The 13810-nt window shown below is 40.0% G+C and carries 8 protein-coding genes; 3 read left to right on the forward strand and 5 right to left on the reverse strand.

Annotation, left to right across the window (positions count from 1 at the left end):
* Positions 1 to 52: 52 nt before the first annotated feature.
* From mukB to ACXPAV_RS04880, 4 genes are all read right to left on the reverse strand, one after another.
* The gene (gene mukB, locus ACXPAV_RS04865; protein ID WP_458004212.1) at positions 53 to 4519 is read right to left on the reverse strand and encodes a chromosome partition protein MukB; all 4467 of its coding nucleotides are present in this window, start codon (positions 4517 to 4519) and stop codon (positions 53 to 55) included.
* Positions 4519 to 5238, reverse strand: coding sequence for a chromosome partition protein MukE (gene mukE / locus ACXPAV_RS04870; RefSeq protein WP_013747220.1), 720 nt, complete (start codon positions 5236 to 5238; stop codon positions 4519 to 4521). Before mukE ends, mukB begins: the two co-directional genes overlap by 1 nt.
* Positions 5239 to 5259: 21 nt before the next feature.
* Positions 5260 to 6600, reverse strand: coding sequence for a chromosome partition protein MukF (gene mukF / locus ACXPAV_RS04875; protein ID WP_458004213.1), 1341 nt, complete (start codon positions 6598 to 6600; stop codon positions 5260 to 5262).
* A gap of 147 nt (positions 6601 to 6747) precedes the next feature.
* Positions 6748 to 7497, reverse strand: a complete 750-nt coding sequence (locus ACXPAV_RS04880) for an SDR family oxidoreductase (RefSeq protein WP_458004214.1) — start codon at positions 7495 to 7497, stop codon at positions 6748 to 6750.
* A 387-nt stretch (positions 7498 to 7884) separates the two neighbouring features.
* On the opposite strand from ACXPAV_RS04880, the gene ttcA reads away from it, so the two are divergent.
* Entirely contained in the window at positions 7885 to 8805 is a 921-nt protein-coding gene (gene ttcA / locus ACXPAV_RS04885; RefSeq protein WP_458004215.1) for a tRNA 2-thiocytidine(32) synthetase TtcA, read from the forward strand.
* 205 nt (positions 8806 to 9010) lie between these two features.
* Here the strand turns inward: ttcA and ACXPAV_RS04890 are convergent, their stop codons facing one another.
* Entirely contained in the window at positions 9011 to 9463 is a 453-nt protein-coding gene (locus tag ACXPAV_RS04890; RefSeq protein ID WP_039135946.1) for a LexA family protein, read from the reverse strand.
* A 154-nt stretch (positions 9464 to 9617) separates the two neighbouring features.
* Between ACXPAV_RS04890 and modF the strand changes: the two genes are divergently transcribed.
* Positions 9618 to 11075: a molybdate ABC transporter ATP-binding protein ModF gene (gene modF, locus ACXPAV_RS04895; protein ID WP_458004216.1), complete on the forward strand. Its 1458-nt coding sequence runs from the start codon at positions 9618 to 9620 to the stop codon at positions 11073 to 11075.
* Between the two features lie 88 nt (positions 11076 to 11163).
* On the forward strand, positions 11164 to 13797 hold the full coding sequence (gene gyrA / locus ACXPAV_RS04900) for a DNA topoisomerase (ATP-hydrolyzing) subunit A (protein ID WP_039137748.1): 2634 nt from the start codon (positions 11164 to 11166) through the stop codon (positions 13795 to 13797).
* Positions 13798 to 13810 lie beyond the last annotated feature (13 nt).

Genomic DNA, 13810 nt, shown 5'->3' on the forward strand with positions numbered 1-13810 from the left:
TATTAACCGCAAAATCCGGCAATTTGCCGGATTTTTTTACGATTAATGCAAGTTAAACACCAAAACCTTTAAGACCAACTACATGCACAAACTCTTGGTTATGTGCAATTTTACGCACCAGCTTATAAGTTGTTCCTTTTTCCGGACTGATATTTTCTGGTGCAGCGATTAACAACTGCATATCTAAACGATTACACAACTCAAACAATGTGGAAATAGATTTTCCATCCAGACGTGCAGCCTCATCAAGGAATAATAAACGGCAAGGAATAATATCTTTACCGCGTAAACGGCGAGACTCCTCTTCCCAACTTTGTACTACCATCAATAAGATTGACATCCCGGTACCAATTGCTTCACCGGTTGATAACGCTCCACTTTCCGCACGTAACCAACCATCAGCACCACGAAATACTTCTACTTCCAAATCAAGATAATGGCGATAGTCCAACAACTCTTCACCGATAGTCTGCGGGCTAAGTTGCCCCATATCGATATGTGGATTTAAACGTTGATATAATTTAGCCAATGCTTCAGAGAAAGTAATCTTATTGTTGTTAAACAAATCTTCATACTCCGCTTTTTGACCTGATAGTGCATCTAACAGCATTGCGTGTGTATCACGGATATTCACTACCAAACGAACGCTTTTCACCTGACCAAAAGCAATATTTTGCAAACCTTGGTTCAACAATCGAATACGATTTTGTTCACGTTGAATGGTTTTACGCATAATGTTCGCCACACTATCCGCACTGATTGCTAATTTCTGTTCGCGACTTGTCAACTCTTCAGTTAAACGAGAAAGTTCCACTTCCATTTGTTCAATTGCATCAATCGGATCATCGGTTTTCAAAATATCCTGACGAATACGTTCACGTAAATGTTGGTAAACCGCAATAAAGAATTTCACTTTATTTTCCGGTTTTGCAGAATCTTCCGATAAACGCAACGCATCACGCAGATATTCATTATCTGCCACCGCATTACGCAATGCTCCTAGTGCTTTATCCGACATAGAACGTAACTCTTCGGCAGAAAGATAAGCCAATTCACGACGATGTAAGCGTTTTTCGACATCACTATGGCGGGAAAGACGTTGTACGGCACACCAACTGATTTTTGCCATAACCACCATCTCACGCTGTGTCTTATAATCACGTTCCAATTTGCGCAACGCTTTGTTTAAACTGTCACTTTCACTTTCCAGCACGGCTAATTGTTTTTCTAAGTAGTTATAACGTTGGCGATTCACTGATAGTTGCTGATAAAGCTCATCACGACGCGTTTTAGCTCGATTTTCAGCATCCGCATCCACTCTCACGCCAAGTTGCGCCACTTCATCCAACAATTCCTGCAATGTTTGTTGTTTTACATCGCGGGAAGTGGTTAAGCCGGTTAAAACTTGTTGATATTGAGAGAACTGATGTTGTGCCTGTTGTAACGCTTCACGCACCTGTTCACGCTGTTGCTGCATCTGTTCTAAACGCTCGCGTAATGCAGTGCTTAAAGTTGAGGTTTCAATTTCGACACTTTCTTGATAAGCAAAGTGTGGCAAACGACTGACAACATCGGTTACGGCAAACAATTTTTGCTGTATCAGTTTCTGTAACTCGACTGCACGTTGATAATCCTGTTGCAAAGTTTGATGTTGTTCAGGATCACTTTGTAACGCGGTTGCAATCGGCTCAAGTTGTTCAATCCAATTTCCTTTTTGCCGCACAAAAATAGCGCTCTCTTCTGCAATGTCCAACTGCTCTTGAAAAGCCTCAATCTGTTGTTCCAGATCATCCGCCTCCAACAAGGATAAGTGTGGCAATAATTTATTTAATTGCTGTAACTGCTGACGAATATCTGCAATTTGACTACGTAATTGCTGCTCTTGATCGGTAAATGCAGCTAATTCACGCTCAACATCAGTGCGCTGTTGCTGAACCTCTTTCATCAACTCTTCCGGATCAACTTCAAAGGCTAAAGCAAGATGGCTGCCGACAAATTGACTTAATTGTTGATGCAGACGCTGACATTTTTGTACATCAAACGACACTTGAGCAAACTGCTCCGCAATTTCATCACGCTGTTCACGCAAAGTTTCCAAATGCTTTTCTCTTGCTGCACGACCAAACAACGGAATTTCCGGGAAGGTGGAATAACGCAATTCACGTTCCGACACCTGAACCACGACACCGGCATTTAATTCTTGTGCCGATAAAACACTGTCATCAAACGCATTCGGATCGCCTTCAATTAAGTAGAGATCATCCGGACAATCTTGTAGATCCTGCAACAACGGTTTTACCGCTTCTAAATCCCGCACCACGATCGCGTGGCGCGCCGGTCCGTATAATGCAGAAAAATAAGGCGCATCGCTAATATCAACATCATCATATAATTCAGAAAGCAACACGCCACCGAATTTTTCAGCCAACTGATTTAAACGTGGATCTTCCGAACCGTCCGGCTGCGTTAAACGCAAAATTTGTTGCTCTAGGTGCTCTTTTTTCTGTTGTAATTGATCGCGTAAAATCACCAATTCACGTTCTTTATTAAGCTGAACCTGCATAAAATCCATTACACTTTGTGCACTTTGGAACTGCTGACTCACCTGTTCCTGAATACGCTCCAATGCCGCCTGTGCAGTTAGCCATAATGGTGCTTTTTGGGCATATTGTTGATATAACGCTTGATAGTGATCCCGTTGCTGACGCAAACCTGAACGCTGTTCAATCAAAGCGTTTAATTGCTCTTCCAACTCTGCCCCAATCTCTTCTTGCTGCAACGCATAATGCTCTAGCATTTCCGCACTATTCAAGGCTTGCCCGGATTGTTGGTTAAACGCGGCTAATTGTTGCTGTACTCGGCGCTGCTGTTGCGCTTTCTGTTGCAATTCGGATAATTTCGTCTTTAATGTATTTGCCTGTTGTAGCTGCAATTTTTGTGCCGGATAATCACGCAAAATCTGTTTAGCTGCCTCATAAGCCTGATCACGCTCAACATTCTCATCGTGAATTTTGCAAACCAACTGATACGCTTTATCAAATTGATTTTTTGCAATATCCGCCACCGATAATTTCTGTTCCAGCTCCAACACACGTTCAGTCAGCACTTCTGCCTGTTCTTCAAACTCTGCTTGATACTGTTCCGCACTCTCTGCTGTTAAAGTGGTAATGCCGGTAATATTCTTGGCTTTTTCCAAAGTTTGAACTGCTTGTTGATACTGCACACTGCGCGTTTGCTGTGCGTTTAATGCTTGTTGATAATCGGCTAATTGATCGCGGATAGATTCAATCTCTTCCTCTATTGCTTCAACCTGTTCTCGTTGCGTTTCAAGATTGATTTGTGCCTCTTCAACAATACCTTGTTGTTCTTCAATATTTTCTGTTAATGATTCAACATCTTGTTGATAACGTTCAATTTTTTCTTGATGACGCTGTGCATTTACCACCAAATTGTAATGATCATTGGCACTTTGATAATCAATTTCTAATGCTTTTTCCGCCTCTTTCAGCTGACTGACCTCCCGACTGAAATCAACGATATTATGCTGTGCTAAATTGAGTCGCTGCTTAGTGTTAAACAATTCGTGACGTTGTGACAAAATCGCTTCGATATTATGTCTACGTTCATTGGCGTGACGCATATAATCTGCTGCCACATAGTCAGTGGATTGCGTAATTAAATGTTTGAATAAATCCCGATCCGCTTGTGTGACTTTAATCGCTTCCAGCGTCATACGATTTTCACGCAATGCCACTTCCATATCTTGGAATGCTTTTTTTACACCAACATTTTCCGGTAATAAGTAATCACGCAATGATCTGGTGATCGCAGAAGAGATACCGCCGTAAAGTGAAGCTTCAATTAATTTATAAAATTTACTGCGATCGGAAGAAGAGCGTAACCGTTTCGGAATAATGCCCATATCAAACATAAAACTGTGGTAATCAGCAACGGAGTGATACTGTTTAAAGCCGGCACCTAATTGCTCCACTTTCTCTTTCACTTCATTCAATCCGATAACTTTCGCTTGTGTTTCGGAAATTTTATCGGTGAAAACTTCTGTCGGCGAAACTGATAAAGACAACCCTTGAACGGAGAACGCTTTAATGTCTACTTTACGATCCCGTCCTGCGATCTGTTGCAGACGCACCCCTACCAATGCACGTTGGCGGTGAGAATTAATAGTATCGAGGATCGCATAACAGACACCCGGGCGTAATTTTCCATATAAGCCTTTATCTCGAGAACCGCCGGAAGCCCCTGCTTCAGTGGTATTTCTAAAATGTAACAAAGTTAAATCGGGGATCAATGCGGTCACGAACCCTGCCATTGTGGTCGATTTTCCGGCACCGTTACCACCGGACAAGGTTGTTACCAAATCATCAAGATCAAATGTACGTGCAAAAAAACCGTTCCAGTTAATTAAGGTCAAAGAACGAAACTTACCACGCTCTGCATCACTGTTTTTGCTTGTCGGTGCAACTTGTGGCTCTAATGTTTCCATTTGCAAATCCGCCATTATGCTTCCCCTTCTTCACTATTTTCATCTAAATCTTCGTCAATATCGTCTTGTTCCGCTTCAATTTGTAATGAATCCGGTGTCGCTATTTCTCCCTCGCGGATTAAACGTAATTGCGCCGCCTGTAAATCTTCTCCGCTGCGCACTTCTGCACCGAAACGGAAAACTGCCTCCGAAATAATAAATTTACCGCTGTTTTGTTCACCTACAGTTTGCAACATCCCTAAACGGCGTAAGCGACCAATTGCGGCACGCACTTTTTCCGCCAATTTTTGTTTATCCAAATCTGAACCGCTGGAACGCTGATTAACCGCTTTCAACAATTTATTTTCGTCCGCAAGATTAAGCAGTTCGTCATATACTTCCTGTACAGTGAACACGCCTTGTTGTGCCAGACGTTCCGGACTTAAATATAGATAGCACAACACTTTACCGACCAACATTTCCAATTCTGACAATACACTGCGTGCAATTAAGGTGGTCGCTTTCGGTCGCAAATAGAAAAAGCCTTCCGCTGCGCGAATCAACTCAACATTATAACGACGATAGAACAATTCCAGTTCCGTTTGGAAATCCATTAAAAAGGCGTGTGGATCGAGCTGATCAATGCTGATATGTCGTCCGGAACGTAATTGGCTGTCAACAACAGGAAATAACGGATTTGCAATGGCGATTGCCAACTTTGCCGGGATAGGTTCGTAAGAGGTAGTTTCACTCATAATTTGTTCGCTTATAAAAATCTATTTTTTCGGTTGATTATTATATTCATCAATTGGGTGTGCTTGAACTTCTGCACCAAAATCATTAATCGGTTGCCATTGTGGTACATTGCCACTGAAATCTTGACTCGCAATCCCTAATTTGACTGCCTGATCAACAATAATTCTGGCAACATCAAAATGTTGTGATTGCGGATAACGCTCAAGCTGTTGACGTAACAACTCACCCAATTCAATCTGCTGTTTCGTTTCATAATAACGGATTAACAATGATTGCATTGCTTCGCTAATCTGTTCGTGTACCGTCTGTAGAGATTCATATTCCAATTCTGCCGGCAACTCACCTAGTGCTTCTTCTTCACGCAATGCTAACTCTTCATCGCGCAGATCAATCAGACGCTCTGCTTGCACGTGCCACAAATAAAACGGTGCATCAAAATAATCAGCAATTGAACGGCGTAAACGTTGTGCAAACACACGGTTTTTATCCAAATCGATCGCTGTACGAATAAATTTATGCACATAACGGTCATAGCTGATCCATAAGTCGATTGCCTGCTGTCCCCAGCTGATAATGCGGTCTAACTTAAGTTGTAGACTGATAATAAGCTGTTCTACAAAATCCAACTCGGCACGTCCGACAATACAATCCTGAATACGCAATAAGCCTGCCTGTAATTTATCGCCGGCAGCGTTCAATGTGTCCTGTAATTCACGCAAATTACCGGATGTTTCATCCAATAACCGTTCACAACTGGAAATTGCCGCTTGCCAATCTTTGCTTAATAATTCCGCAATTTCCTCTTTGGTTTGATGTTGGCTTTCATCCATAATACGTTGCGAAAGATCAATGCTGTCAAAAATCTCCGCCACCGAATATTTCAACGGAGCAAACACTTCACGCCGCCAATAATATTCATCGCCGTCATTTTCTGCCGCTTCGGCAGCACGTTGAATTTCATCAGCCACAATCGAAAGCTGTACAGAAAGACGCAACGCCGAGAACTCCCGTTGACGAATATAATAATCGGAAATGCCCACGCCCAATGGAGTTAAGCGATAAATTGCCAAGCCTTCCGTAAATTCGCTGCTAAAGCGATTTAATAGACGCTGTTTGACTAAATCATTGATAGCATTATTTGCACGTTGTACAAGCGTATCTTCCGATTGCCCTAATGCTTTGGAAACGTGACGAAACAGATCGACTAAATCGCCCTCTTCCATTTCACCGGCGAAATGCTCATTATTAAAAATAGTGATCGCTAAAAGAAACGCTAATCGATCGGTACTTAAGCTAAGGTTAAATTCTCGCTCCTTGACCCACGACACTAATTCAGGAATGGTTTGAGTTGAATCACTCATTATTGGTTACCTAAACAACTGAGATTTATTTTGATCAAAATAACTAAATGTGCGTTATTCTAGCAAAAAAAGCTGATTTCTCTAAAGGTTATTTCATTCCAGTAACGAAGAAAAATCCCCACCGCAGTGGGGATAATAAACGATGAATTATTGTTTTTTCTTAATTACTAACCCTGCAGGTGCTTGTGCAACCGGCATAATTTCAATACGGTTAATATTCATATGTGGCGGACATTGTGCAATCCAAGCAACAGTATTGGCAATATCTTCTGGTGTAATGTAATCCACATTTGCATAAAGTGCCGCTGCTTTGGCATCATCGCCGTGGAATCGAACATTTGAAAATTCAGTACCACCACAAAGACCAGGTTCAATATTGGATACACGAATTGCGGTTCCAACCAAATCTGCACGTAAATTCAAGCTGAACTGTTTCACGAACGCTTTAGTTCCACCATAAACATTGCCGCCCGGATATGGATAAGTACCGGCGATTGAACCTAAATTAACGATTAAGCCACGATTACGTTCCACCATACCCGGTAAAACAGCGTGTGTTACCGTTACCAACCCGGTGATATTAGTCGCAATCATTTGCTTCCAATCTTCTAAAGAAGAATCTTGTGCTGCACCGATACCTAACGCCAAACCAGCATTATTGACCAAAATATCGATCGCTTTCCACGCTTCCGGCAATTCTGTTATTGCCTGTAGTGTCGCTTTCTCGTCTGTAATATCAAATGCTAACGGTAGGCAATTCTCACCAATCTCCTGTTGTAATGCGAGCAGCCGCTCTTTACGGCGAGCCGTTACAATCACTTTATGCCCCTCTTTTGCCAATTTACGTGCTATCGCCGCACCGAATCCGGCACTTGCTCCAGTAATTAATGCAATCATATTTCTCTCCCTCATTATCGCCGATAAAATCTACATTACTATATACTATAAATGACTTATCGGTTACAATTCAATAACTAACAAATGAAAGAATAAACCAAAGTTTTATATAAATAAAAAGTCATATTTTGAACAAAATTATAACATCAAAACATTAGTTGAGTTTTCATCACAATCTAAGTTTAAAAACATCGCTAACTAACGAGAATAATTTCCTTTGCAATATACAGATAACAACAAGTCTCTTTTATACTTTTTATACTTTAGTTTTAAAATTAGCCTACCTAAAAAGAGAGTTTTTCCATCTAAACAGATAAATCTGTTGCAAAAAAAACATAACTCCGTACCATATCAAGCCGATTTTTGACTATCTAGTAAATAACAACAATGTCTATAGAAAAAAAACAGATTTATAACTTAAATAAACTACATAAACGCTTACGCCGTGAAGTGGGTAAAGCCATTGCTGATTTTAATATGATTGAAGAGGGCGATCTCGTAATGGTATGCCTTTCCGGAGGGAAAGACAGCTATACCCTGCTCGACATTTTATTGAATTTAAAATTGAATGCGCCGGTAAATTTTGAAATTGTTGCGGTTAATTTAGATCAGAAACAACCCGGCTTCCCTGAAGAGGTGTTACCAACTTATTTACAACAGTTAGGTGTGGAATACAAAATTGTCGAAGAAAATACTTACGGTATCGTTAAAGAGAAAATTCCGGAAGGAAAAACAACTTGTTCGCTTTGTTCTCGTTTACGCCGTGGTATTCTATACCGCACAGCTACAGAATTGGGAGCTACTAAAATTGCGTTGGGACATCATCGTGATGATATGTTGGAAACCTTATTCTTAAATATGTTTTATGGCGGTAAAATGAAAAGTATGCCGCCTAAGCTGATTAGTGATGATGGCAAACAGATTGTTATCCGCCCGTTAGCCTATTGTCGAGAAAAAGATATTGTACGTTATGCGGAAGCAAAACAATTCCCGATTATTCCTTGTAATTTATGTGGTTCACAACCGAATTTACAACGTCAAGTTATTAAGGAAATGTTACAACAATGGGATCGCCAATACCCAGGTAGAATCGAAACAATGTTCAGTGCATTACAAAATATTGTTCCTTCCCATCTATGTGATGCTAAATTGTTTAATTTTAAATCGATCCAACAAGGCGTACCGCTAGAAAATATTGAGGGAGATATTGCCTTTGATAAGCCTGATTTGCCAACCGCACCTCTGTTACCTAATGAAGAAAATGACTTCCTTGAACAGACACAAATCGCATTTAAAGAGGTGATTTAACCATTTTCTCTTCTTTTTCTTTATTTGAATTAGAGTTTTAAATTTGGGGAAAATATCAAACCTAATATAGCATTTGATATTTTCCTTAATTTTTATCTCCGAGATCTTATCTAGCTATTTTTAAAACCTTTCCTAATCAGACAGTAGTCATACTTGCAAGTTTTATACCTCTCCCTTTTCTACATCACTTTCTATAGTGTATTGCCTATGCCACTTTGCGATTTTTTAACTGATGAATTGTACTTGCAACAACGCCTTGAATGTTAAGTTGCGTTAATTGCTTAATGGTTAAATTACTATGATTTGAGTCTAAAGAAAAAAATACATATTGTTGATCTTTCATTGCAAAATATTCATATAACTGCAATCCGTCATTTTGCTCAACTACAACTAAATCACCTTCATTGATTTGTTCTCTTTGCTCAATGATCAGGATATCACCTACATCAATCCCCCATGCCAACAAATTTTCATTAGTCACACGAAGAAAAAAGGTTTGTTGCGGCTTGCGGATGCAATAACGATTCAGATCCATTTTATAGTGAATATCGCTTTGTTTATTGAAATAAGGTAATTGCGGCTTATCATCATATAACGGCAAAGGAAGATAAGAATATTTTTGTTCTACACTGGCAGCTGTTTTAGTTTGCGGTTGCATAATGACCTCCACGATCATAAATACTGTTTATTTATACAGTATAATTTACTGTATATTAATACAGCATTCAACTATTTTTTTACACATTTATTTGCTAATAGCATCAAGTTAAATAAACTAAACAGGCTTATCAATAAGTTAGAGTGACATCAATATGCAAATTACATTTCAACAAGCAAAAATAAAAATAACATCGGAACTCTGGTTACATATCGATCATTTTGCCATCGAAGAGAAAACATTTAATGTCATTGTCGGTCATAACGGCAGCGGTAAAAGCACATTAAGCAAATTTATCAGTCAACACCAACCCCCTTATGAAGGACATTACCAAAATACATTTGAAAAAATCAGTTTAGTTTCCTTAGCTCAGCAGCAAGTATTATTGGAGCAGATTTTTCGAGATTTAAATAATGACAGTGTCAGCCCAGATGATCATGGTAAAACAGCAAAACAAATCATTTGTATGAACAAACAGTATAGTGATCAAAAAATTGTAAAAACAGCCACTTTAATTGGTATAAAACCTTTATTAGATCGTGCTTTTAAATTGCTTTCTACTGGAGAGGCAAGAAAAGTGTTATTGGCAAAAGCTTTAATTGAACAGCCGGATTTATTGATTTTAGACGAACCGTTTGAAGGATTGGATACAAACTCTCAACAGCAATGGCTACAATTATTACAACAGTTAAAACAAAATATTACTATTATCTTAGTGATTAATCGTTTGAACGATGTGCCAATTTGGTCAGACACTATTTCATTGCTACATCAATGCCATTTATTAATGCAAGATCAAGCAGATAAAATTCTAGACAGTGATGCTTTCCAACAACTCTGCTATGCAGAAACTTCGCTACACGTTCCTGTGCCTCTTCCTGCTTTTCCTCCTGTGACATTGTCACAAGATTTACAAACTATTTTTGACTTAGAAGATGTTACTGTTAAATATGGAGATAAAATTATTCTAAATAAACTGAACTGGCAGGTAAAACCGAAACAACATTGGTGGATAAAAGGCCCGAATGGTTGTGGTAAATCAACCTTGTTGTCAATAATTAACGGCGATCATCCTCAGGCATTTAACAACAAAGTAAAATTATTTGGCAAGCAACGTGGTAGTGGCGAAACTGTTTGGCAAATTAAACAAAATATCGGTTTTCTTAGCAATCATTTCCATCTTGATTATCGGGTTAACTGCTCAGCATTAAATGTGATTATTTCCGGGTATTTTGACTCTATCGGTGTTTATCAGCAGGTTGATGAAAATACCCGTTTGAACGCTTTGCAGTGGTTACAACGCATTAATATGGAAAAGTTTACCAACACACCGTTTCGCTCTCTTTCTTGGGGACAACAACGACTATTATTAATAGCCAGAGCTTTGGTTAAACACCCTCCGATTTTAATCTTAGATGAACCATTAATCGGCTTGGATGCATTAAATCGTCATTTGGTTTTAACGTTTATCGATCAACTGATTGTAAACAGCGATACGCAACTCTTTTTCGTTTCTCACCATTTAGAGGATCAGCCTGATTGTATTAGCCATATTTTTGAATTTTTACCAACAGAAAACGGTTACCAATACCATAGTTATGCCCTCGATTAAATTCGGCTTTTCCCTATGGTTGCAGTGCTTTTTGTGCTATAATCCAAAACTGTTTTTTTGACAAAATTCAAATATAGGAAATGTCTAAATGAGCGATTTAGCAAAAGATATTATTCCCGTTAATATCGAAGAAGAAATGAAATCGTCTTACTTGGATTATGCGATGTCCGTGATTGTCGGTCGTGCATTACCTGATGTAAGAGATGGGTTAAAACCGGTGCACCGTCGCGTACTGTTCGCAATGGCTGTCGGTGGCAATGATTATAATAAACCATATCGTAAATCCGCGCGTATTGTTGGTGATGTTATCGGTAAATACCACCCTCACGGGGATTTCGCCGTTTACTACACTTTAGTGCGTATGGCTCAACCTTTCTCTTTACGCTATCCATTAGTTGATGGACAAGGTAACTTCGGTTCTATTGATGGTGACTCCCCTGCGGCAATGCGTTATACCGAAGCGCGTATGACCCAAATCGCACACGAATTGTTAGCTGATTTAGATAAAGAAACTGTTGATTATCAACCGAACTATGACGGTTCGGAAATGATTCCGGAAGTGTTGCCGACCAAAGTTCCGGCACTGCTTGTTAATGGTTCCAGCGGTATCGCTGTTGGTATGGCAACCAATATCCCTCCACATAATTTAGGCGAAGTGGTTGATGGTTGTTTAGCCTATATTGATAATGAGCAAATTACTATTGATGAATTAATGAGCTACATTCCAGGTCCGGATTTTCCTACTGCGGCTATCATTAATGGTAAAAGAGGCATTGAAGAGGCTTACAAAACCGGACGCGGTAAAATTTATATCCGTGCAAAAGCCGATATTGAAACTGATGACAAAGGTCGTGAAAGCATTATCGTTCACGAAATTCCTTATCAAGTAAACAAAGCACGCTTAATCGAAAAAATCGCTGAATTGGTTAAAGAGAAAAAAATTGAAGGTATCAGCGGTTTACGCGATGAATCCGATAAAGACGGTATGCGGATCGTGATTGAAGTCAAACGTGATGCGGTCGGTGAAATTGTCTTAAATAATCTTTATGCGCTCACACAATTACAGGTTACTTTCGGCATTAACATTGTCGCACTCGATCACGGACAACCTAAACTACTCAATCTTAAAGAGTTAATTGAAGCGTTCGTATTGCACCGTCGTGAAGTTGTTACTCGCCGCACTGTATATGAACTGCGTAAAGCACGCGAACGGGCGCATATTTTAGAAGGTTTGGCAATCGCGCTTGCCAATATTGATCCGATTATTGAGTTAATTCGCAATGCTCCAACACCGGCGGCAGCAAAAGAAGGGTTATTATCTCAACCGTGGCAATTAGGCAATGTTGAAGCTATGTTGGCGGCAACCGGCGTTGATGCAGCACGTCCGGAAGATTTAGATGAAAATTTAGGTATTCGTGGCGGCGTTTATCATTTAAGTGAAGCGCAGGCACAAGCAATCTTGGATTTACGTCTACAAAAACTCACCGGTTTGGAACACGAAAAAATTCTTGATGAATATAAATCCTTGTTGGATGTGATTGCAGAGCTTCTGCACATTTTGCACAGTCCGGCTCGTTTAATGGAAGTTATTCGTGAAGAGTTGGAAAAAATCAAAGCGCAATATAATGATCCTCGTCGTACAGAAATTACAGCAAGTAGCGGCGATATTAATCTTGAAGATCTCATCAATCCTGAAGATGTTGTTGTGACATTGTCACACGAAGGTTATGTCAAATATCAACCGCTTTCCGATTATGAGGCCCAACGCCGTGGGGGTAAAGGTAAATCCGCAACGAAGATGAAAGATGAAGATTTCATTGAAAAACTCTTGGTGGCAAATACCCACGATACTATTCTCTGTTTCTCCAGCCGTGGTCGCTTATATTGGTTGAAAGTTTACCAACTGCCGCAAGCCAGCCGTGGTGCAAGAGGTCGTCCAATCGTCAATTTATTGCCACTGGAAGAAAATGAGCGTATTACCGCCATTCTCCCAGTTAAAGAATATGCTGAAGATAAATTTATCGTGATGGCAACCGCCGGCGGTTTAGTGAAGAAAACAGCCTTGACTGAATTTAGTCGTCCTCGCGCTAATGGCATTATCGCTGTCAATTTGCGTGATGATGATGAGCTGATTGGGGTTGATATTACAGAAGGCAATAATGAAATTATGCTCTTCTCCGCTCAAGGACGTGTTGTGCGTTTTGATGAAAACGCAGTGCGTGCAATGGGTAGAACGGCTGCCGGTGTACGTGGTATCAAACTTGCTTTAACCAATGACATTTCCGATGAAGAAAATGATAACGAAGAAAGCGGTAATGATGAAACTGATCAATCCTTAGATTTAAGCATTGATAAAGTCGTTTCCTTAGTTATTCCAAAAACCAATGGCGCTATTCTCACTGCAACACAAAATGGTTACGGTAAACGAACCGATCTAGCGGAATATCCGACTAAATCACGTAATACCAAAGGTGTTATTTCAATCAAAGTCAGCGAACGTAACGGTAAAGTGGTTGCCGCTGCCCAAGTTGAAGAAAATGACCAAATTATGTTGATCACTGATGCCGGCACCTTGGTGCGTACTCGTGTGGCAGAAATCAGTTTAGTTGGTCGTAACACGCAAGGAGTTCGTTTGATTCGTACCTCAGATACTGAACAAGTAGTCAGCATTGAACGTGTTTGTGATGACGATGAAGAAAACGATACTGTTGCTGAAGAATAGCTTCTATCTCAAA

The sequence above is a fragment of the Gallibacterium sp. ZY190522 genome (assembly GCF_054166015.1).

Coding starts and splice junctions, on each gene's coding strand:
- modF (WP_458004216.1), top strand. CDS start 9,618: ATGCAAATTACATTTCAACAAGCAAAAATAAAAATAACATCGGAACTC.
- mukE (WP_013747220.1), bottom strand. CDS start 5,238: ATGAGTGAAACTACCTCTTACGAACCTATCCCGGCAAAGTTGGCAATC.
- mukF (WP_458004213.1), bottom strand. CDS start 6,600: ATGAGTGATTCAACTCAAACCATTCCTGAATTAGTGTCGTGGGTCAAG.
- ACXPAV_RS04890 (WP_039135946.1), bottom strand. CDS start 9,463: ATGCAACCGCAAACTAAAACAGCTGCCAGTGTAGAACAAAAATATTCT.
- ttcA (WP_458004215.1), top strand. CDS start 7,885: ATGTCTATAGAAAAAAAACAGATTTATAACTTAAATAAACTACATAAA.
- ACXPAV_RS04880 (WP_458004214.1), bottom strand. CDS start 7,497: ATGATTGCATTAATTACTGGAGCAAGTGCCGGATTCGGTGCGGCGATA.
- mukB (WP_458004212.1), bottom strand. CDS start 4,519: ATGGCGGATTTGCAAATGGAAACATTAGAGCCACAAGTTGCACCGACA.
- gyrA (WP_039137748.1), top strand. CDS start 11,164: ATGAGCGATTTAGCAAAAGATATTATTCCCGTTAATATCGAAGAAGAA.